This is a genomic window from Rhodococcus sp. GQ147 (genome assembly GCF_059759155.1).
In genome coordinates this window covers 118,361-139,261 of sequence record NZ_JCAXDU010000015.1, presented here as the reverse complement: position 1 = coordinate 139,261, position 20,901 = coordinate 118,361, and the positions used below count along the sequence as shown (strand labels likewise).

At 68.2% G+C, this 20,901-nt stretch carries 21 protein-coding genes and 1 tRNA gene; 12 read left to right on the top strand and 10 right to left on the bottom strand.

The features are described from left to right. Positions 1-197 precede the first annotated feature (197 nt). The 3 genes from nhaA to AC6CID_RS17775 are packed head-to-tail and all read left to right on the top strand — an operon-like array spanning position 198 to position 2,891. Complete coding sequence (nhaA, locus tag AC6CID_RS17785; protein WP_041803540.1) at positions 198-1,424, top strand: Na+/H+ antiporter NhaA; 1,227 nt, start codon at positions 198-200, stop codon at positions 1,422-1,424. Beyond that, entirely contained in the window at positions 1,424-1,939 is a 516-nt protein-coding gene (locus AC6CID_RS17780) for a phage holin family protein (protein WP_006552419.1), read from the top strand. Before nhaA ends, AC6CID_RS17780 begins: the two co-directional genes overlap by 1 nt. 16 nt (positions 1,940-1,955) lie before the next feature. Beyond that, a complete protein-coding gene (locus AC6CID_RS17775) occupies positions 1,956-2,891 on the top strand; it encodes an alpha/beta fold hydrolase (RefSeq protein ID WP_498354261.1) in 936 nt (311 codons plus the stop codon). Positions 2,892-2,918: 27 nt separating this feature from the next. Here the strand turns inward: AC6CID_RS17775 and AC6CID_RS17770 are convergent, their stop codons facing one another. The 4 genes from AC6CID_RS17770 to nth are packed head-to-tail and all read right to left on the bottom strand — an operon-like array spanning position 2,919 to position 6,268. Continuing rightward, on the bottom strand, positions 2,919-4,106 hold the full coding sequence (locus AC6CID_RS17770) for a MarP family serine protease (RefSeq protein ID WP_064061134.1): 1,188 nt from the start codon (positions 4,104-4,106) through the stop codon (positions 2,919-2,921). Continuing rightward, positions 4,103-4,801: an NUDIX hydrolase gene (locus AC6CID_RS17765; protein ID WP_498354260.1), complete on the bottom strand. Its 699-nt coding sequence runs from the start codon at positions 4,799-4,801 to the stop codon at positions 4,103-4,105. Before AC6CID_RS17765 ends, AC6CID_RS17770 begins: the two co-directional genes overlap by 4 nt. Then, positions 4,798-5,469: a TlpA family protein disulfide reductase gene (locus AC6CID_RS17760; protein ID WP_064061135.1), complete on the bottom strand. Its 672-nt coding sequence runs from the start codon at positions 5,467-5,469 to the stop codon at positions 4,798-4,800. Before AC6CID_RS17760 ends, AC6CID_RS17765 begins: the two co-directional genes overlap by 4 nt. A gap of 4 nt (positions 5,470-5,473) precedes the next feature. Then, positions 5,474-6,268, bottom strand: coding sequence for an endonuclease III (gene nth / locus AC6CID_RS17755; RefSeq protein ID WP_006552424.1), 795 nt, complete (start codon positions 6,266-6,268; stop codon positions 5,474-5,476). Between the two features lie 72 nt (positions 6,269-6,340). Here nth and AC6CID_RS17750 point away from each other — a divergent pair, with 72 nt between their 5' ends. Further along, complete coding sequence (locus AC6CID_RS17750; RefSeq protein ID WP_183070632.1) at positions 6,341-6,613, top strand: hypothetical protein; 273 nt, start codon at positions 6,341-6,343, stop codon at positions 6,611-6,613. Positions 6,614-6,804: 191 nt separating this feature from the next. Then, positions 6,805-7,479 carry a Crp/Fnr family transcriptional regulator gene (locus AC6CID_RS17745; protein ID WP_006552426.1) on the top strand — a complete coding sequence of 225 codons (675 nt, stop codon included), beginning with the start codon at positions 6,805-6,807 and terminating at the stop codon, positions 7,477-7,479. Positions 7,480-7,561: 82 nt separating this feature from the next. On the opposite strand, the gene AC6CID_RS17740 is transcribed toward AC6CID_RS17745, so the two are convergent. From AC6CID_RS17740 to sp36, 3 genes are read right to left on the bottom strand one after another with little or no spacing between them, the layout of a single operon-like run. Next, on the bottom strand, positions 7,562-8,350 hold the full coding sequence (locus tag AC6CID_RS17740) for an MBL fold metallo-hydrolase (RefSeq protein WP_120281217.1): 789 nt from the start codon (positions 8,348-8,350) through the stop codon (positions 7,562-7,564). A gap of 58 nt (positions 8,351-8,408) precedes the next feature. Further along, positions 8,409-8,873, bottom strand: coding sequence for a RidA family protein (locus AC6CID_RS17735; RefSeq protein WP_159416880.1), 465 nt, complete (start codon positions 8,871-8,873; stop codon positions 8,409-8,411). A gap of 3 nt (positions 8,874-8,876) precedes the next feature. Beyond that, positions 8,877-9,041: a Sp36 family protein gene (sp36, locus tag AC6CID_RS17730; RefSeq protein ID WP_006552429.1), complete on the bottom strand. Its 165-nt coding sequence runs from the start codon at positions 9,039-9,041 to the stop codon at positions 8,877-8,879. Between the two features lie 50 nt (positions 9,042-9,091). Here sp36 and bagA point away from each other — a divergent pair, with 50 nt between their 5' ends. Together bagA and bagB are read left to right on the top strand one after the other, a co-directional pair. Continuing rightward, positions 9,092-10,108, top strand: coding sequence for an ATPase BagA (gene bagA, locus AC6CID_RS17725; RefSeq protein WP_372474249.1), 1,017 nt, complete (start codon positions 9,092-9,094; stop codon positions 10,106-10,108). Continuing rightward, complete coding sequence (gene bagB / locus AC6CID_RS17720; RefSeq protein ID WP_060653845.1) at positions 10,105-11,235, top strand: ATPase BagB; 1,131 nt, start codon at positions 10,105-10,107, stop codon at positions 11,233-11,235. The genes bagA and bagB overlap by 4 nt, the downstream gene beginning before the upstream one ends. Positions 11,236-11,282: 47 nt before the next feature. Here bagB and AC6CID_RS17715 read toward each other — a convergent pair whose 3' ends face one another. Then, positions 11,283-11,606 (bottom strand): WhiB family transcriptional regulator, encoded by a 324-nt coding sequence (locus AC6CID_RS17715; RefSeq protein ID WP_006552432.1) that lies wholly within the window; start codon positions 11,604-11,606, stop codon positions 11,283-11,285. A 293-nt stretch (positions 11,607-11,899) separates the two neighbouring features. Between AC6CID_RS17715 and AC6CID_RS17710 the strand changes: the two genes are divergently transcribed. Next, a complete protein-coding gene (locus AC6CID_RS17710) occupies positions 11,900-14,326 on the top strand; it encodes a penicillin-binding protein (RefSeq protein ID WP_120281215.1) in 2,427 nt (808 codons plus the stop codon). 20 nt (positions 14,327-14,346) lie between these two features. Here the strand turns inward: AC6CID_RS17710 and AC6CID_RS17705 are convergent, their stop codons facing one another. Then, entirely contained in the window at positions 14,347-14,823 is a 477-nt protein-coding gene (locus AC6CID_RS17705; protein WP_120281214.1) for a GatB/YqeY domain-containing protein, read from the bottom strand. 66 nt (positions 14,824-14,889) lie between these two features. Between AC6CID_RS17705 and AC6CID_RS17700 the strand changes: the two genes are divergently transcribed. The 4 genes from AC6CID_RS17700 to AC6CID_RS17685 all read left to right on the top strand — a co-directional run bounded on the left by AC6CID_RS17700 (position 14,890) and on the right by AC6CID_RS17685 (position 19,124). Further along, a complete protein-coding gene (locus AC6CID_RS17700; protein ID WP_120281213.1) occupies positions 14,890-15,843 on the top strand; it encodes a metallophosphoesterase in 954 nt (317 codons plus the stop codon). Between the two features lie 54 nt (positions 15,844-15,897). Then, positions 15,898-15,971: transfer RNA gene (locus AC6CID_RS17695), tRNA-Pro, on the top strand. A gap of 474 nt (positions 15,972-16,445) precedes the next feature. Further along, positions 16,446-16,967: a YdcF family protein gene (locus AC6CID_RS17690; protein ID WP_498354265.1), complete on the top strand. Its 522-nt coding sequence runs from the start codon at positions 16,446-16,448 to the stop codon at positions 16,965-16,967. Positions 16,968-17,105: 138 nt separating this feature from the next. Continuing rightward, positions 17,106-19,124: a TerD family protein gene (locus AC6CID_RS17685; RefSeq protein WP_498354259.1), complete on the top strand. Its 2,019-nt coding sequence runs from the start codon at positions 17,106-17,108 to the stop codon at positions 19,122-19,124. An 18-nt stretch (positions 19,125-19,142) separates the two neighbouring features. Here AC6CID_RS17685 and AC6CID_RS17680 read toward each other — a convergent pair whose 3' ends face one another. Then, positions 19,143-20,891, bottom strand: coding sequence for a cholesterol oxidase substrate-binding domain-containing protein (locus AC6CID_RS17680; protein WP_498354258.1), 1,749 nt, complete (start codon positions 20,889-20,891; stop codon positions 19,143-19,145). Between the last annotated feature and the right edge of the window lie 10 nt (positions 20,892-20,901).

The following is a 20,901-nucleotide window of genomic DNA, read 5'->3' as shown; positions in this document are numbered from 1 at the left end:
ACCATCCCCACTACTCCACTCACATTCTGAGACCAGATCCCACTTACTAGGAAAGTGAACACCCGAGTTTCCGCCCACCGCAAATCGGACACCCCTACGGACGCCCTCCGTCCGGCGTTAGACTCTTCCCCGGTGTACCGGGAAGTCTGGTCGGCGACGGTTCGCCCGTGCCCGTATCCGCCCAGCGAAAGACGCCCGTGTCCGACACCTCCTCACCCACCTGGACCGCACCTCTGGGTCGCTTCCTCCGCACCGAGACGGTCGGCGGTTCACTGCTGCTCATCGCCGCAGCGATAGCGCTGATCTGGGTCAACTCCCCCTTCGGCGACTCCTATCTCGCTCTGCGGGACTTCGAGATCGGCCCGGAGTTCCTGCACCTGCACCTCTCGGTCGGCGACTGGGCCAAGGACGGCCTGCTCGCCGTCTTCTTCTTCGTCGCGGGCCTCGAACTCAAGCGCGAACTCGTCACAGGCGAACTCGCCGATCGCAGGAAGGCGATCCTGCCCGTGATCGCCGCATGCGGCGGCGTGATCCTTCCTGCCGTCATCGCAGCCGTCGTGGGCTGGGGTGCGCCGGGAATGGACCGGGGTTGGGCGATCCCCGTCGCGACCGACATCGCCTTCGCTCTCGGCGTGCTCGCCCTCACCGGTTCGCGCATCCCCACCAGCGCCCGGGTGTTCCTGTTGAGCCTGGCGGTCGTCGACGACCTCATCGGCATCGCGCTCATCGCGATCCTGTTCACCTCGGGACTCGCCGTCGCGTGGCTGCTCGCCACAGTGGCCGCAGCGGCGGCATACTGGTTCGCGCAGCAGAAGCGCATCACCACGCCGTGGTTGTATGTGCCGCTCGCACTGTTCACCTGGTACGCCATGCACAACGCAGGCATCCACGCGACCGTCGCCGGGGTCCTCCTCGGCCTGCTCACCCGTGTCCGCACCGATCCCGGGGAGGACTACGCACCCGCCGAGCGGCTGGTCCACCACATCCAACCGTGGTCCGCCGGTCTGTGCGTCCCGCTGTTCGCCCTGTTCGCATCCGGTGTACCCATCGGTGCGGAGATGCTCGGCCAGGTGTTCACCGATCCTGTCGGCCAGTCCGTCGTCCTCGGACTGCTCCTCGGCAAGACCGTCGGGATCTTCGGCGCCACCTGGATCTCGATCCGGCTCGGTCTCGCCACCCGCCCGACCGGGCTGATGTGGGGAGACGTGCTCGCGCTCGCCGTGATCGGCGGCATCGGGTTCACGGTGAGCCTGCTCATCGCCGAACTTTCGCTCGGCGACATCCACGGTGGCGAGCCCGCCGAGATCGCCAAGGCCGCCGTGCTGGTGACATCATTGATCGCCTCTGTCCTCGGGTCGGCGCTACTGTTACGGCGTGGGCGCGCCCACCGCCAACGGAACGAACCAACCGAAGGGGTCGAGTAGTGAGCGTGACGAACGCGAATCGTCCGGAGAACGGAGTCCCGTCGAGCATTTCGGGCATCCCGTTGACGAAGGTGGACGCTCCGACACCCCGCGATGCCAGTGTGGGCGAACTGGTACGCGACGCAGCGACACAGCTGTCCACACTGTTCCGCGCCGAAGTCCAGCTCGCCAAGGCCGAGGTGACCGGCGAGGTCAAGAAGGGCGTGCAGGGCAGCCTGTTCTTCATCCTCGCGCTCGCCGTGCTGACCTTCAGTTCGTTCTTCTTCTTCTTCTTTCTCGCCGAACTCCTCGATGTCTGGGTGGCGCGCTGGCTCGCCTTCCTCATCGTCTTCCTGATCATGCTGGTGGTGACGGGCCTGCTGGCCCTGATCGGCTATATGCGGGTCCGGAAGCTGCGCGCACCGAACAAGACCATCGACTCGCTCAAGCAGACCGCGTCGATCCTCCCGAGCAGCCAGGACGGACACGATGCGGACGGCCCGCGCCACGCCGCGCCGCGCCGCGTCACCCGCTGACGAACCGGAAGAGCCAGTGCCCGTCCCCGACCCGTCCACGGTCCGGTATCCCGGACCGTGGACGCATCGAGACATCCACGCCAACGGCATCCGCTTCCATGCCGTCGAAGCCGGTCCGCACGACCCGGACACACCTCTCGTGGTGTTCGTGCACGGCTTCGCCGACCTGTGGTGGTCGTGGCGTCACCAGCTCACCGCCTTCGCCGATCTCGGCTACCGGGCGGTCGCGGTGGACCTGCGTGGTTACGGCGACACGGACAAGCCGCCCCGCGGATACGACGGCTGGACGCTCTCGAACGACATCGCGGGACTGATCCGCGCGCTCGGGCACACCGAGGCGGTCCTCGTGGGCCATGCCGACGGGGGCCTCGTGTGCTGGGCGACCGCGGTGATCCATCCGCATGTCGTGCGGGCCATCGCGGTCGTCGACTCCCCGCACCCCATCTCGCTGCGCGACGCGACCCTGCGCGACCGCGCGCAACGCAAGGCTCTGGTGCCGACCTTCCTCGCCTACCAGCTGCCGTGGCGTCCCGAACGGAAGCTGGTTCGCGACAATGGCCTGGAGATCGAACGGCTGATGCGTGTGCGGTGCGGCCCGGACTGGCGACGCACCGACGAGTTCGCCGATGTCGTCGACCGGCTGCGCACCGCGATCCGCATCCCGGGCACGGCGCACCTGACCCTCGAATACCAGCGCTGGGCGTTCCGCAGCCAGTGGCGTCCCGACGGTCGCCGCTTCATGAAGGCCATGGACGTCGAGCTCACCCTGCCGATCCTGCAGCTGCACGGCGCGCTGGATCCCTACGTGCTCGCCGCGACCCTCCGACGCTGCGTGCGGCACGCCCCCGGACGGATCCTGAGATTCGTCGACGGGGCCGGCCACTACGCCCATCAGGAGAAGCCCGAAGCGGTGACGGCACTGCTCGCCGACTTCGTCCGCGGACTCGACTGATCTGCCCGTCTTCCGGACGGGCCGGCGTCAGACGATGCAGGCGCCGGTCGCGACCGGCTGATTCACCCCGGCCATCTCCAGCTGCCGGCTCACCTCTGCACCGGTGAGAACGAAACCGGTGTCGGTGTTGTCGACCGCCGCGCCGAAGACCATGCCGAGGACATCGCCGGACGGATCGACCAGCGGACCCCCCGAGTTGCCCTGCCGGATCGTGCCGCGCACCGTGTACACCTCGCGTTCGACGGTGCCGCCGCGGTAGATGTCCGGGCCCTGCAGGTCGAGCGTCTCGCGGATCCGCGCCGCGCTCGCTGTGTACGGACCGCCGCCCGGGTAGCCGAGCACGATCGCGTCGTCACCCGACTCCGCCGGCTCCGGGGCGAAATCCAGCGGCTGCGCGGTCAGTCCCGGCACCGCGAGGATCGCGACGTCCACCTCCGGATCGAACAGCACGACGGTCGCTTCGAGCGGGCCGCCGTCCGTATCGACGGTCACCGCTGCGGTTCCGGCCACGACGTGCGCGTTCGTCATCACCCGTTCGGGGGCCACGACGAAACCGGATCCTTCCAGTGCCTTCTGGCAGCTGGGTGCGACACCGTTGATGCGCAGCACGCTCGTCTGCAGCCGGGCCGGGACCGATCCTTCGAGGAGACCGCCGTCGGGTGCCTCCACCTCGGCGATCGGGGTACGCCCGAACGGCCCGATCACCTCGGGCAGACCCGAGGTGTCGAGCAACGCCGAGAACTCGTTGGGGATCGCACGCATCCAGTCGGGGGCGACATCGTCGACGGTCCCGAGCACCTGGGATCCCCGCACGGCTGCGGAGACGGCGGGCTGGGTCGTGGCGGTCAGCGGGATGGCGAGCAGCCACGCGGCGACGAGCACCGCGACCGATTGCAGACCGGCACCGACGACGCTGTCGACCGCCCGCGCACCCGGACTGTGGATGCCGCTGCGCGCGGCACGTCCGAGCACCATGCCGGCCACCTCGCCGATCACCACCAGCACCACGATCAGACCGATGCCGGCAAGGATGCGCATGCGCGCATCGTCGATGTGCACGAGCACGTGCGGGGCGATGAGGATGCCCGCGACCGCACCGAGCAGCACACCCAGGAAGGCCAGCGCCGAGGCGACGGCGCCCTGCCGGAGCCCGGAGGACGCGGCGATCAGGACGATCACCACGATGATCAGATCGATCCAGCCCGATCCGGTCATGATTCGACCACCCCCGTCTCCAGTTCGGCGAGTACGACGTCGAGGTCACGGACGTCGTGGTGATCCCACTCGATCTCCCACCCCGATACCGCGAACAGACCCGCGAGCACACCCGCGGTGAAACCCCAGACCAGCATCCCGTCCACCTGGAAGGCCGGGCCCTGATAGCCCAGACGGTGCCGGACCTGGAAACGGTTGTCGGGGTCGAGCAACTCGTGCAGCGACACCCGGACCACGCGGGTCGCCTCCTTCGGATCGACCACTCCGACCGGGCTCGGGGTCTCCCAGTAGGCGACCACGGGAGTCACGTCGAAGCCGGAAGGCGGGATGAACAGTTCGGGGAGCACGGCGAGCGGCCGGACCCCGGACGGATCCAGGCCGGTCTCCTCCTCCGCTTCACGAAGTGCGGTGTGGATGGCGCCGTAGTCCTCGGGATCGGCGGCGCCTCCGGGAAAGGCCACCTGCCCGCTGTGCTGCCGCAGCGTCGCGGCGCGCTGGGTGAGCAGGACGTCGGCGTCGGCGGGAAGTCCGCCGCGGGCCATCGGATCGGCCTCCGGCGACCCGCCGAACAACACCAGCACCGAGGCCTGCCGCACCCGCGCGTCGCGCGGGGCGCGACGGTTCAGGATCGGGTTGAGACCGTGCGGGTCGGTCGGCGACACCGAGGCGACACGCCGGAGCCATTCGGGGATCATGCGGCCACCCCCAGATGCTCCTCGACGACCGAGGCGACCTCGTCGGCCGACCGGAACGGGATGGGGAGCACGGCGGCGACCGACCCGTCGGCGCGGAGCAGCACCGTCACGGGAAGGACGGCGGGCGCGCCGACCGCGGCCTGTACGCGACCCGAGCCGTCCTGCACACCCGGCAGGTGCACGTCGTAGTCGGCGAGCCGGCCGAGGGCGTTCGACTCGTTCGGGTCGGTGTGGACGGTGACGACGGTGACCTCCTCGCCCACCCGGGCGGCGTAGTCCTGGAGGACCGGCAGTTCCTCGGCGCAGGGAGCGCACCACCAGGCCCACAGGTTCACCACGGCGGGCTTTCCGGCGAGGGCGGCCGCGAGGTCGACGGAGGATCCGTCGCTCACGCACTCGAAGACCAGACCGGCGAGCGGACCGGCGGGAGCGGGCGTGGACCCGCCCGGCTGCGGGCACGGATCGAGTGCGGCGGTCTCCCGCAGCGGAGCGAGGGCCTGCGCGCCGTCCTGGGGCCGGCGGTCCATGGGTGCGGTCGAGGGTGCGGCCGGTCCCGGGCCGGTGGCCGGCGGAGGGTCGCTGCGGTCGCGCGGCCAGATGGCGACGATCAATGCGATGACGACGACGAGAGCTGCCAGGCTCCAGCGGCCTGCTGTGGAAGGACGCACTCCGTCACCGCCCGGCCAGCTCGAGCAGGTGCTCGGTCTCCGGTCCCTTCACCAGCGTGGCCGCGGTCTGCGGATCGGTGGGCCCGGTCCCGTAGGAGGGGCAGTCCTTCGCGAGGACACACACCCCGCATGCCGGCTTGCGTGCGTGGCACACGCGCCGACCGTGGAAGATCACGCGATGGGACAGCAGCGTCCATTCCTTGCGCTCGATGAGCACACCCACCGCGTGCTCGATCTTGACCGGGTCGGTCTCGTCGGTCCATTCCCAGCGACGCACGAGCCGCTGGAAGTGGGTGTCGACCGTGATACCCGGCACATCGAAGGCGTTACCGAGGATGACGTTGGCGGTCTTGCGGCCGATGCCGGGCAGCGCGACGAGATCCTTCAGCCGGGCCGGAACCTCGCCGTCGTGCCGCTCGAGCAGAGCCTGGCCGAGACCGATGAGCGAGTTGGCCTTGTTGCGGTAGAAGCCGGTCGAGCGGATGTACTCCTCGAGCTCGGCGCGGTCCGCCTCCGCGTACGCGCGGGCGTCGGGATACCGGGCGAACAGAGCGGGGGTCACCTGGTTGACCCGCACATCCGTGCACTGCGCCGACAGGATCGTGGCGACGGCGAGCTCGAGCGGATTCGTGAAGTCCAGTTCGCAGTAGACGTGCGGAAAAGCCTCGGCGAGGCGCCGGTTCATCCGTCGCGCGCGACGGACGAGGGCCAGTCGCGACTCCGGTCCGCGAGCCTTTCCGTTCACTCGGCGCGGGGCCGTCTCGGGGCTCTCGGACTGGGAGGCATGCACCTGATCCACTCTACGTAAACACTCTCCCCAGGATCCGGCCCCGTGTCTCTTCCGAGATCTTTCCGGTGTTTACTTCCGGGTATGCAAGCTCTTGCTGTCGTCCTCTTCCCGGTGCTGCTCATGTTGTTCGCACTGTCCATGGAACGTGTCGAAGCGCGCTTGAGTCGGTTGTCCGTCCGTGAGCAGGAAGTGGAGGAGTTCCTCGACAAGGCGGACCAGGCCGATGTCGCGGCACTCGCTCGGGAAGGTTTCCCCGGGGCCCTGGCCCGCTTCCAGCGTCGCCGGCGCCGCGGACCGAGCGCCGACGGAGCGGATGATTCGGACGACCATCTCCGCGCGCGCCGCGCCAGCTGAACGACTACCTGCCGGTAGCCTCGAAGTGCCGATGATCGGTTTCGTCGACCGCTTCCGTGGTATCGGTCACTCACTCGTGCAGCGCGCACGATAGACTGGGCGCTCGTACGCCTGACAGGTGACCTGCCCGGGAAGTCCGTCGACGTGCAGACCCGGCAGTAGATGACGAATCATTCCCAAAAGGAGCGCACGTGGACGAGGTCCTGGCCAGAGCAGGCATCTTCCAAGGAGTCGAGCCCTCGGCGGTTGCGGCGCTGATCAAAGAGCTTCAGCCTGTAGATTTCCCGCGCGGCCATGTCATCTTCAACGAGGGTGAACCCGGCGACCGGCTGTACATCATCGTCTCCGGCAAGGTGAAGCTCGGGCGTCGCTCGCCCGACGGCCGCGAGAACCTCCTGACGATCATGGGCCCGTCCGACATGTTCGGCGAGCTGTCGATCTTCGACCCGGGTCCACGCACCTCCACCGCCACCACCGTCACCGAGGTGCGTGCCGTGAGCATGGACCGCGACGCGCTCAAGGCATGGATCGACCAGCGCCCCGAGATCGCCGAGCAGCTCCTCCGCGTGCTGGCCCGTCGTCTGCGTCGCACCAACAACAGCCTCGCCGACCTGATCTTCACCGACGTCCCCGGTCGTGTCGCCAAGGCGCTGCTGCAGCTCGCTCAGCGTTTCGGCACCCAGGAGGCCGGCGCCCTGCGTGTCACGCACGACCTGACGCAGGAAGAGATCGCGCAGCTCGTCGGCGCGTCCCGCGAGACCGTGAACAAGGCCCTCGCCGACTTCGCGCACCGCGGCTGGCTGCGTCTCGAGGGCAAGAGCGTGCTGATCTCCGACTCGGAGCGTCTGGCGCGTCGCGCTCGCTGACCCACGGATCGCCGAAAGGCCGGGACGCTCTGCGTCCCGGCCTTTCGTGTGTCTCACCTCAGCCGGCCGTGGTTGCTCCGGTTCAGCTGTGGCTGCGCAGGTACTCCAGCTGCACGTTGACCGACTTCTCCGCCGCACCCCACAGCGAGGGGTCGACGTCGGCGTAGACGTGCTCGACGACCTGCCGCGCGGAGGCGTCGGTGCCGAGGGTTCGCAGTGCACCGCGCACCTGCTCGAGCCGGCCTTCCCGGTGTGCGAGGTACTCCCGCGCGATCGTCTCGAGGTCGGGCAGCTCGGGGCCGTGCCCGGGCAGCACCGTGTAGCCGCCGCCGAGTCCGATGAGCGACCTCAGCGACCGCAGGTAGTCGCCGAGGTCGCCGTCGGAGTCGTCGAGCACGGTCGTACCGCGGCCGAGGATGGTGTCGGCAGTGAGCACACTGCGGTCCTGTTCGATCACGAACGACAGCGAGTCGGCGGTGTGCCCCGGGGTCGCGACGACCCGGATGCGCAGACCCGCCGCCTCGACGACGTCGCCGTCGGACAGTTGCTGCCCACCGCCGTGGCGGTGTTCCGGCAGCACCGCGTGCACCGGGCATTCCGCGAGCTGCGAGAAACGCTCGGCACCCTCGGTGTGGTCGAAGTGGCGGTGACTGATGAGGGTCGCCGCCACCGGCACCTGCGCGATCCGCTCGAGATGCCCTTCGTCGAGGGGACCCGGATCGACCACGACGCACTCGTCGCTGCCGGGCGCCCGGAGGATCCAGGTGTTCGTTCCCTCGAGGGACATGATCGAGGGGTTCTCGGCCAGGATCACCGCGGCGTTCTCGGTGACCTGCCGCAACTGCGCGTAGGCGGGGTGGACCAGCGCCATCACTTGTGCCTCTCGTGTCGGGTCCGTCGGGAGCCGCCCTCGGTCGGGGAGGGTGGCGTCAGCGTACTTCCACCATCAGCTCGACCTCGACGGGAGCGCCGAGGGGCAGTTCGGCGACGCCGACGGCCGAGCGGGCATGCGCACCGACCTCACCGAAGATCTCCCCGAGCAGTTCCGACGCGCCGTTGATGACGCCGGGCTGACCGGTGAAGCCCTCGGCGGACGCCACGAAGCCGACGACCTTCACGACGCTCGCGATGTTGTCGAGTCCGACGAGAGCATCAACGGCGGCGAGCGCGTTGAGCGCGGCGGTGCGGGCCGCGGTCTTCGCCTCCTCCGCCGACACTTCGGCACCCACCTTGCCGGTGTGCGTCAGCTTCCCGTCGACCAGCGGCAGCTGACCGGAGGTGTAGACGACGTCGCCGTTGCGGACGGCGGGCACGTAGGCCGCCACCGGGGCGGCGACCGGCGGCAGGGTGATGCCGAGTTCGGTCAGGCGTGCGCTCCAGGTGTTGTGCGACACGGGTCAGCCCTTCGGACGCTTGAGGTAGGCGACGTGCTGCTCACCGGTGGGGCCGGGCAGGACGGTGACGAGCTCCCAGCCGTCGGCACCCCACTGGTCGAGGATCTGCTTGGTCGCGTGCGTGAGCAGCGGCACGGTTGCGTATTCCCATGTGGTGGTTTCACTCATGTCCTGACCCTATCCGGCACCGTTCACCGTCCACGACTTATAGGCTCGTGATCGTGGCATCTCCGACATCACATTCCGGCGAATGGCCGGCAGGCGCCGCCCAGGCGCGACTGCACTTCGTGTCCGGCAAGGGTGGCACCGGGAAGTCCACCGTGGCCGCGGCGCTCGCGCTGGCGCTCGCCGCCGGAGGTCGCAAGGTCCTGCTCGTCGAGACCGAGGGACGTCAGGGCATCGCGCAGCTGTTCGACGTGCCGCCGCTCCCGCCGGTCGAGACGAAGATCGCGACCGCGCCGGGTGGCGGGGAGGTGTCGGCTCTCGCGATCGACATCGAGGCGGCCTTCCTCGAATACCTCGACATGTTCTACAACCTCGGATTCGCAGGTCGCGCGATGCGACGGATGGGGGCGATCGAGTTCGTGACCACGCTCGCGCCGGGTCTGCGCGACGTGATCCTCACCGGCAAGATCAAGGAGACGGTGGTGCGGACCGACGCGTCGGGTACCCCCGTCTACGACGCGGTCGTCGTCGATTCCCCGCCTACCGGCCGCATCGGCAGCTTCCTCGACGTCACCAAGGCCATGGCCGATCTCGCGAAGTCCGGTCCGATCCGGTCGCAGAGCGAGGGCGTGGTCCGGCTGCTGCACTCCGACCAGACCGTGGTCCACCTGGTGACCCTGCTCGAGGCTCTGCCGGTGCAGGAGACGGCCGACGCGGTGGACGAACTCGAGGCCGCCGATCTCCGGATGGGCACGGTGATCGTCAACCGCACCGCCCCCGAACACCTGCCCGAGGAACTCGTCGACGACGTCGCCGCCGGCCGCATCGCGGGGCCCGCGGTCCGGACGACCCTGGAGAAGGTGTCCATCAAGCTGTCCGACGACGATTTCGCCGGCCTGCTGACCGAGACCATCGAGCACGCCGCGGTACTCCAGGCGCAACAGGTGAGCGCCGCTCAACTCGACGAAGTGAAGGTGGCACGCATGTCCCTACCGGCCCTGGCCGACGGTGTCGATCTCGGTGGCCTCTACGAACTCGCCGACGCCCTCGCCGAGCAGGGTGTCCGATGAGCGCACCGATCCGGAAGGCCCTCGACGTCGGCCGCATCCTGGACGACCGCTCGTCCCGGGTGATCGTGTGCTGCGGATCGGGAGGTGTCGGCAAGACGACCACCGCCGCGGCGCTCGCGTTGCGCGCGGCCGAGCGGGGCCGCAGCGTCGTGGTGCTCACGATCGACCCGGCGCGGCGACTGGCGCAGGCCCTCGGGGTCGCCTCGCTCGACAACTCCCCGCAGAAGGTGGAGCTCGGGCCGGAGGCGAAGGGCGAGCTGCACGCGATGATGCTCAACATGCGTCGCACCTTCGACGACATGGTGCTCGAGCACTCGACGCCGGAGAAGGCGCAGCAGATCCTCGACAACCCCTTCTATCAGACCGTGGCGTCGTCCTTCTCCGGCACGCAGGAGTACATGGCGATGGAGAAGCTCGGTCAGCTCGCGCAGAGCGACGAGTGGGATCTCATCATCGTCGACACCCCGCCGTCCCGGAACGCGCTCGACTTCCTCGACGCTCCCCAGCGACTCGGAGCCTTCCTCGACGGCCGGATGATCCGGATCTTCACTGCACCCGGGCGTGGCTTCGGCCGCCTGGTGACCGGCGCGATGGGGCTCGCGCTCAAGGCGGTCTCGACGATCGTCGGGAGCCAGATGCTGTCGGACGCGTCGGCCTTCGTGCAGTCGCTGGACTCGATGTTCGGGGGCTTCCGCGAGCGCGCCAACCGCACCTACCGGTTGCTGCAGCAGCCGGGAACCCATTTCATGGTGGTCGCGGCACCCGAACCCGATGCGCTGCGCGAGGCGTCGTTCTTCGTCGAGCGACTCTCGGGCGATCGCATGCCGCTGTCGGGCCTGGTGCTCAACCGCACCCATCCGACACTGTCGGCGCTGCCGTCCGATCACGCCCTTGCCGCAGCGGACCAGCTCGCCGAGGAGGAGGGCGTGGACGCGAAGGCCGCGGAGGCCGTTCTCCGCATCCACGCGCACCGGGCCGTGATCGCCAAGCGGGAGCTGCGGTTGCTACGCAACTTCACCGCGGCGAATCCCGCCGTCCCCGTGGTCGGGGTGCCCTCGCTGCCCTTCGAGGTCTCGGATCTCGAGGCGCTGCGGGCGGTGGGTGAGCAATTGACCCGCGAGGCGTGATGTCTCGCGGGTCATGATCTCGGCGGTTCGTACCGGTGAGGTGGTGACTAGACCGCGCTCTGGTGCTGTCGCTGCGCCTGGAAGAAATCGGCCCAGGACTCGACCTCGGGATGCTGCTTGAGGAGAGCACGACGCTGCCGCTCCGTCATGCCTCCCCACACGCCGAACTCGACACGGTTGTCGAGGGCGTCCGCCCCGCACTCGAGCATCACCGGGCAGTGCCGGCAGATCACCGCAGCCTTGCGCTGTGCTGCGCCACGCACGAACAGTTCATCGGGATCGACTTCGCGGCAGCGAGCCTTGGAGACCCAAGCGATGCGCGCTTCGGCCTGATCGACGTCGAGTCGGGTCGTCGGGGTGGTCATGTGCATTCAGTTGCCCCTTTACTTTCCGAACGCCGGTTCGCGGTGTTCGAGGTCTGCGCCGCCCGTGTGCCGCGACGGCGCGAAACCTGCCCGTCAAGGTGTTATCTGCGTCACACTGATGTCTCAATCTAGGTAAACTGATGCCCACGCGCAAGGCGAACGAAACCTTTTCTGGTACGTACGTACAAAGTTGCACGTCGGAGGCGTTTTCACAGCGCCCGTCGTGCCACGCCCGCTCCCTGGAAACGGCCGGCCGGTCCCCCGCCACGTAGTGTGTAGGCGTGTCGATCCGAAGAACGGTGGCGAAGCTCGCTGGTTGCACGGCCCTCGGCGGCGTTCTCGTAGCAGGGATGCTCTTCCCCGCAGCGGGTGGATTCGGGTACGTCTCGAACCGCGCCGCGGACACCGTCGACAACAGTTCCGCAGAGCTCGTCGAAGGTGTCGTCCCAGCCGTGACGACCATGGTCGACAAGGCGGGCGAGCCGATCGCGTGGCTCTACGACCAGCGTCGCTTCGAGGTGCCCAGCGACCAGATCTCCAACGAGATGAAGCTGGCGATCGTCTCGATCGAGGACAAGCGGTTCCCCGAGCACCAGGGCGTCGACTGGCAGGGCACGATCCGCGCGTTCCTCACCAACACCACGAGCGGTCAGGTCGAGCAGGGCGCCTCCACGATCGACCAGCAGTACGTCAAGAACTACCTGCTGCACGTGATCGCGAAGACCGACGCCGAACGCCGCGCGGCGATCGAGACGACGCCGGCCCGCAAGATCCGTGAGATCCGCATGGCGCTGACCCTCGACGATCAGCTCACCAAGGACGAGATCCTCACCCGCTATCTGAACCTCGTCCCCTTCGGCAACGGGTCGTTCGGCATCCAGGACGCCGCCCAGACCTACTTCGGCATCGACGCGAAGGACCTGAACATCCCGCAAGCCGCGATGCTCGCGGGCATGGTGCAGTCCAGCTCGGCGCTGAACCCGTACACCAATCCCGACGGTGTGCTCGCCCGTCGCAACATCGTGCTCGACACGATGATCGACAACATTCCGGAGCGCGCCGACGAGATCCGCGCTGCGAAGGAACTGCCGCTCGGCGTGCTGCCCGAGCCCAACACGCTCCCCCGCGGCTGCATCGCCGCCGACGACCGCGGCTACTTCTGCGAGTACGCGCTGCAGTACCTCGAGAACTCCGGCCTGTCGCGCGAGCAGATCGACCGGGGCGGATATCTCATCCGCACGACCCTCGACCCCGAGGTCCAGAACTCCGTCAAGGAGTCGCTCGACCGGTTCACCAGCCCCACCGTCGACGACGTGGCCTCGGTGATGAACGTGATCGAGCCGGGCCAGGATTCGCACAAGGTCCTCGCCATGGGGTCGAGCCGCAAGTTCGGTCTCGACGCCGAGGCCAAGGAGACGGTCCAGCCGCAGCCCTACTCGCTGGCCGGTCACGGCGCCGGGTCGATCTTCAAGATCTTCACCGTCGCCGCCGCCATGGAACAGGGTCTCGGCACCTCTGCCGTGCTCGACGTCCCGTCCCGCTACAACGCCCGCGGTCTGGGCGACGGCGGTGCCCGCGGTTGCCCGGCCAACTACTACTGCGTCGAGAACGCCGCCCCCTATCCGTCGCGACTGTCGGTGACCGACGCGCTGGCACAGTCGCCGAACACGGCGTTCGTCAAGCTCATCGAGGCCACCGGCGTCGACGCGGTTGTCGACATGTCGGTGCGCCTGGGCCTGCGGTCGTACCTGCAGCCCCGCACCTCCGGCTTCGGCGACCAGTCGATGGCCGAGATGCAGAAGGACCAGCACCTCGGGTCGTACACGCTCGGCCCGACGTGGATCAACGCGCTGGAGCTGTCGAACGTCGCGGCGACACTCGCCTCGCACGGCAAGTGGTGCCCGCCCAGCCCGATCGAGGAAGTGTTCGACCGCGAGGGCAAGCCCGTGCCGATCACGCAGCAGGCGTGTGAGCAGGTGGTCGAGCCCGGCCTCGCCGACACCCTCGCGACGGCGATGAGCAAGGACACCTCCGCCGGCGGTACCGCTTCGGGTGCCGCGGGGTCGGTGGGCTGGAACCTGCCGGTCGCGGCGAAGACCGGTACGACGGAGTCGCACATGTCGTCGGCCTTCCTCGGCTTCACCAACCGGTTCGCCGGTGTGGTCTACACCTACGGCGACTCCCCCACCCCCGGCCAGATCTGCTCGGGTCCGGTCCGCCCCTGCTACGACGGCAACCTCTTCGGCGGTACCGAACCGGCGCGGACGTGGTTCTCGGCGATGCTGCCGGTGGCGAACAAGTTCGGTTCCATCGAGCTGCCCGCCCCCGATCCCCGGTACGTCCGCGGCGCGGGCAACGCCCAGGTTCCGGACGTGACGGGCCTGTCGAAGGACCGCGCTGTGCAGCGACTGCAGGACGCCGGATTCTCGGTCTCGGAGGCCACGATCGCCGGTGAGGAACGCGCCGGAACGGTGACGGGTACGTCCCCGAGCGGCTCGGCCGTCCCGGGATCGACGGTCACGCTGTTCATCAGCGACGGATCGGTCCGCGTGGCTCCCACCACGAGCGCCACCCCGGCCCGCCCGCGCGACCGCGAGGTGCCCGACACGACCCGCCGGTCGACGCCCGCGCCCATCCCGGGACGTGAGCTCGAGCAGAGCGAGTCGAGTCCGCCGGCGGAGGAGGAGTCCACTCCCACGACGACACCGAGCCGCCCCGACAACTGAGCCGCAGGGCTTCCGTTCGGTTACAGGCGTGAACGCACGGCTGCGGACAGGCGCTTGCCGTCGGCCTTGCCTGCCGCGATCTCGGTAGCGGCCTTCATCACCTGGCCCATGTTCTTCGGACCCGGCCGCGCGCCGAGTTCCTCCGCGACGCGCGCGAGGGCGGTGTCGACGACATCGACGAGCTCGGCATCGGTCAGCGGGGTGGGCAGGTACTCGTCGATGATCCGCGCCTCGGCGTGCTCCTTGGCCGCGAGCTCGCCGCGTCCGTTCTCGGTGTAGATCTCGGCGGCCTCGCCGCGCTTCTTCGACTCCTTCGCGAGGACCTCGAGCACCTCGTCGTCGGACAGCTCACGCGCCTCCTTGCCGGACACCGCCTTGTTCCGGATCGCTGCGAGCAGCATCCGGAGCGTCTCGGTCCGCAGCTTGTCCTTGTCCTTCATCGCTGCGGTCAGGTCCGTCCGCAGCCTGGATTCGAGGGAGGATGTGGTGTCGCTCATGCCGGAAACGCTACGCGGGGCAGGCGAACCACGTGCGAGGTCCACGCACGGCGGTACGCTGGAGAAGTGCCTGACCTGTCTGCAATTCGCCGCGTAACCCTCGGTGCTGCCGGCGCCGCCGCTCTCGGCCTCGGTTACGCCACGCTGATCGAACGGAACGCGTTCACTCTTCGCGAGGTCACGGTGCCGGTGCTCGCGCCCGGCGCGTCGACACTGCGGGTCCTGCACATCAGCGACCTGCACATGACTCCCAACCAGAAGCTGAAACAGAACTGGTTGCGCGAGCTCGACGGCCTCGAGCCCGACCTCGTCGTGAACACGGGCGACAACCTGTCGCATCCGAAGGCCGTTCCGGCCGTCGTCCAGGCGCTGGGCGGACTCCTCGCCCGCCCGGGTCTGTTCGTCTTCGGGAGCAACGACTACTTCGCTCCCGTGCTGAAGAACCCGCTCGCCTACTTCGACAAGGAGCACGACCGCGTCTACGGTCCTCCGCTCCCGTGGGGCGACCTGCGTGCGGCGTTCACCGAGCGTGGCTGGCAGGACATGACGCACGTGCGCCGCGACATCGAGGTCGGCGGCGTGCGCATCGCCGTCGGTGGTGTCGACGACCCGCATCTCGACCGCGACCGGTACGAGACGATCGCCGGCGCGGCCGATCCCTCGGCCGATCTGCGGCTGGGCATGACGCACTCCCCCGAGCCGCGGGTGCTCGATCGCTTCGCCGAGGACGGCTACGACCTCGTCCTCGCGGGCCACACCCACGGCGGTCAGCTGTGCCTGCCGTTCTACGGCGCGCTGGTGACCAACTGCGGGATCGACCGGTCGCGGGTGAAGGGCGCGTCGCGCTGGGGTGCCCGCATGCGACTGCACGTCTCTGCGGGCATCGGCACCTCGCCGTTCGCTCCTGCCCGGTTCTTCTGCCGTCCGGAGGCCACTCTGCTCACCCTCGTTCCGGCCTCGCGCGACACCGCGCAGCAGGCCAGCGGTGATGCGGCCGAGCGCGCCGGGTTACGTCGCTGACCAGCCGATTTAATCTTCTGCGGCCTCGTGTTGTAAGCTGACCGAGGTTCAATACGGGGTGTGGCGCAGCTTGGTAGCGCGCTTCGTTCGGGACGAAGAGGTCGTGGGTTCGAATCCCGCCACCCCGACTCGTGGAAGAACTCGTCAGGGCACTTTCTCCTCACGGAGAAGGTGCCCTGACTGCATTCTCGGTCCCGACGTGACTTCCGATGAATCCGAGTGACAAGAGCGGTCTCGACCGATGGGCGACGAATGGCGGATCGTTCACGAACATCAATCCGTCCCGTTCCTCTTGGACGGTTCGTTCTTCGCCGCCATCGCCTCACGGAGTAGCCCTCTCGATCTGCGCCCGCGAGGAAAGCGAGCACCGTTCATCAGCAAAAGATTCTTCAAGTTTGTTTTGAGCCTGAAAAACAGACTTATATGCCCTAAACTGAAACGCGGCACCGCACTCGCGAGACGCTCCGGCTCCGGTCGGGGGGAACGGAAATCAGCGGATGACGCGACGACACAGGGCCTCCCAGCAGGACGCGCCGGAGAACTCCGGAGGTTCCACCCTCACCAGGCCACGACCACGGCGACGACGGTGGCTCGCCGTCCTCGTGCTCGTCGCGTGCGCGTTCGTCGCCGCGGGAGTGCCCGTCTACGTGGCCCCGCAGATCGAGATCGAGAACCTCAGCCCGTATCGCCGGGCCGATGCGATCTTCGTCCTCGGCGGTGCGATCTACGAGCGCTATCCCTACGCGCTCGAACTCGCACTCGAAGGCTTCGCACCCGAGGTCGTGGTGTCGAATCCCAACGGCACGAAGGACGTCTGGTTGACGGACCTGTGCGACCACCCGCGTTACGAATTCCCCGTCACGTGCTTCGAGCCGGATCCGCCGACCACGCGCGGTGAAGCGATGGAACTGCGTCGACTCGCGGAGCAGCGCGGCTGGGAGAGCGTCATCGTCGTGACCTTCGTGCCGCACGTCTCCCGCGCACGCTTCATCCTCGACCGATGTTTCGACGGCGAGCTCATCATGGCCGCCAGCCCTGCCGACATCGCCCTGTCGTACTGGGCGTGGGCGTATGCCTACCAGACCGCCGGCTATATGCGGGCCTTCTCGCACACGGGGTGCTGAGGCAGGCCGACTGCTGCGGCGCATCCCGGTCCTGACGAGCTACTCGCGTGCACCGTGAAACATCGGAGCCGTTCCCTTCGATGTGTCCGTAGCGCTCGATATCGCGCGCACGACCGACACTGGAACGAAGGTGCCCCGATGGATTTCCCGGTTCTCGTCAAGGGGCAGAACATGCCGCTTCCGACAGACGTCTCGCAAGTCGACATCGTCCTGGGATGGACGGAAGCGGACACCGAGGTCGATGCCTCGGCGTTGCTCCTCGCGGATTCGGGCAAGGTGAGGTCCGACGCGGATTTCGTCTTCTACAACCAGCCGGAATCGGCCGACGGTTCCGTCCGTTTTCTGGGGAACGGAGCGACGGAGGAAGGCGCGCAGGCACGTATCAGCATCGATCTCGCGACGGTGCCCGACGATGTACACACGATCGCCTTGGCAGGAAGCCTCTACGGCGGCACCTTCGGCGACCTCGGCAAGCTGACCCTGCGGGTCGTGGATCCGACAGGTCGCCCCGTGGCCGAGTACATCACTGCGGACGCGAACACCGAATCCGCATTCGTGTTCGGCGAGGTCTACCGCCGGGACAGCGTCTGGAAGGTCCGTGCGATCGGACAGGGATGGGCATCCGGTCTGGCCGGACTGGCACAGGACTACGGCGTGGAGGTGGACGACGCCACCGAGGACGACGACCGGACTCCTCCCTCGACGACTTCGGTCTCGTCAGATGAGGAAATCACCGTTCCTCCGCAGACTCCCGAGCCCGCTCCTGCCGCGACGACCGCCACTCCCGCACGAAAGCAGTCCGGCGTACGTACGACCAAACGAGCTGCCCGGAAGCCGAAGCCGATCACCTTCTCCCAAGCCGAGCAGGAGAGCTGGCAACCCGCGCGCCTCTTCTCCGTAGCCGGAATCGGTGCGGGTGACGAACAGGAACGTAGAGCGACTTCCGCGCTCGTCGCGACCATGCAGGCAGTGCCCCCGTTCGCTCGTGCCGTGTGCCTTCGTCTCGGCGCTCCCGCCGGCGCTTTCGAGGGTTACTTGGAGGTGCCGTACGAGCGAGGAGAATCGCGGGTGGTACCCGATGCGGTACTCAAGGTCGCGCGAGGAAACCGACGGTGGACGGCCCTGGTCGAGGTGAAGACGGGCAACGGCAAACTCAAGCGTGAACAGCTCGAGAACTACCTCGATGTCGCGCGTCGCAAGAAGTACGACGTCGTCGTCAGCATCTCCAACGACATTCCCGCGTCTGCGGGGGAACTGCCCGTCGCAGTGGACCGGCGCAAGCTCACCAAGGTCTCGCTTCGGCACATCGCATGGGCGGAGATCGCTCACGAAGCACGCATGGTGCTGTCCCACGGCGAACTGGAGAGCGATCTCCAGGACTGGATCCTGCGTGAGTTCCTGCGCTATATCGATCACCCTCGCAGCGGGGTCTCGGAATTCGTCGATATGGGACGCCACTGGGTCGCTGTTCGCGACGCCGTCACCGCGGGCACACTCCGGGCCGGTGACTCCAAGGCGCTCGCCGTTGCGAGCACCTGGGTCGCGTTGGCTCGCCACCTGGCGCTCCGGTTCACCGCAGAACTCGGCGTCCCGGTGACCCATGTGCTGCCGCGCCGCTTCGCGACCGATCCGGACGCACGGAACGCCCACGTCGCCGACCGCCTCGCGACCGACGGAGTCTTCGAAGCCGTGCTGCGAATTCCGGATACCGCAGGTGATCTCGTGGTCTCGGCGGACCTGCGTACCAACAAGGTCCGCTGTCGCACGACCGTCGATGCACCTGACGAAGGGACATCACGCAAGCGGGTGTCGTGGCTGGTCAAGCAGTTGAAGACCGCACCTGGGAACGTGCAGCTCGAAGCGGTGTTCTCCGAGCGTGGCAACGAAGCGTGTGAACATCTCGACACCGTGCGTACCGACCCTCGAGTCCTCACCGAGGGTCGCGCCGGCGACATCGTGTCCTTCACTCTCGAGCAGACGTTCCCGCTGGGCAGCCGCCGCTCGTCCGGTACCGCGACCGGCTTCATCACGAGCGTGACGTCGTCGGCCGACGCCTTCTACGGCGAGGTGGTGCAGCCGCTACGGGTATGGGTTCCCGCCGCTCCCCAGCAGACGGAGCAGCCGGGACCGTTACCGATGGACTCCGACGAGGACTGATTCATCGTTCGTCGACGATCAGGGCAGCAGGCGGTCGAGGAACCGGTTGCTGAACACCCGATGCGGGTCGTACTGCTCGAAGGCCGCGAGCGCGGCGTCCCAGCCCTGCCCGGACGGCAATCCGGTGCGGTACATGGCCGGCACCGTGTCCCCGAGGAAATCGGGGTCGCGGTAGCCGCCCTGATCGTCGAACGCCCAGCCCTTCGACCACTCGGACCGGAAGGTTGCATAGTCGCCCGAGTAGTGGGCGGCCATCCACTGCTCCATCTCGCGGAAGAAGGCCGGCATCCCGGCCGTTCCGGGGATCGAGACCACGTTCATCCAGATCGCGGTGTCCCAGTCGGGCCGGTCGGGGCGGGGACGCACCGGCGACAGGTCGGGCACACCGGCGGCGTCGACGAGCACCTCGTCGGCGTCGTCGACCTTGCACAGACGTACCTCGAACGGCATGTTCACCGGGTACTGACCGAGCGAGGCGTAATGCGTCATCCGCTCGTGCAACCACGTCGTGAACTCGTTGATGACGCGGGCGATGTTGTCGCGTCTTGTCACGACGACACCGCCACCGGCGACCACGCGCAGGGTCGCGGCGCGCAGGTAGAACAGCAGGTCCTTGGACCAACCCCACAGATCGCTCGTGCCGGTCGCTGCGAGTCCCGCGGCCACTGCACCGAACTGCGACGCACCGAAGGCCGGTGTGACGCCCTGGGCACCGCGCACGACCTGGCCGAGCAGGTCGGTGAGTTCCTCGGGCAGGCTGTCCGAGAAATAGTAGTTGTACGGGCCCTGCACCTCACGGGAGGCGGCGGGCTTCTCCGGGGAGACCGACCAGATCTTGAGCCAGGGCGTCTCGGTGAAGGGGAACCAGATCGCCTCGACCCGCCCGTGCTCCTCGACGTAACGCTCGAAGGTGCGTCCCGGCGAGCCGGGCGGTGCGAACAGTTCGCGCCACGGGATGTCGGTGAAGCTCTGGCAGCGCACCCGGTAGTTCGCTCCGGCCTGCAGCGTCACCGAGGTGACGAAGGTGCGTCCGAGGTGGGCGAGCAGGGGTCCGATCTCCGGGTCGGCGCGGCGGAAGTCGCGGAGTTCGTAGGCACCGGCCGACGGGTTCCACACCACGGCGGTCAGGGCCAGGACGAGATTGGACAGGGAGCCGAACGACTGGCCGGGGATCACCGTCTCCCCCGCTGCCGGATAGGTGGCGCCGTGGGCACCGATCGACAGTGCCCCTGCGATGGAGATGTCGCCGATGGCGGGCGAGTTGGCCCAGCCGAGTCCGTTGGCTTCGAGCGCGGTGAGGATCGCTTCGATGCTCGCGCCACCGCCGGCCGTCACGCGCGGAGGTGCGGCGCCCGCGTCGACGACGACCTGGTTCAGCTGCGACATGGTGTCGACCAGCACGACGTTCTCGATGTCCTGCCCGGCCTCGAGGGTGAGCGGACTCCAGCTGTGCATCGATCCTCGGGGACGGATCCGGAAGCCGTGGGCGTGTGCCCAGTTCGCGAGGCGGACGACGTCGTCGGCGGTGCGCGCGGTCGCGGTCCACACCGCGTCGAACCGGATGGTCTTCGCCCAGTTGACGAACTGTTGCTGCGAGAGCGGGATGTCGGCCGGGAAGTCCGGCGGCGCGGGGATCGTCGCGGCCGGGTCGCCGAGCGGTACCGCACCCGCGAGCGTCCATCCCGTGCCTGCAAGGACAGCTGCTCCTGCGGCTGCTCCGAGAAGACCGCGACGACTGACGGTGGGACCAGAGGCTCGAACGCTCACGAGGGCGGGT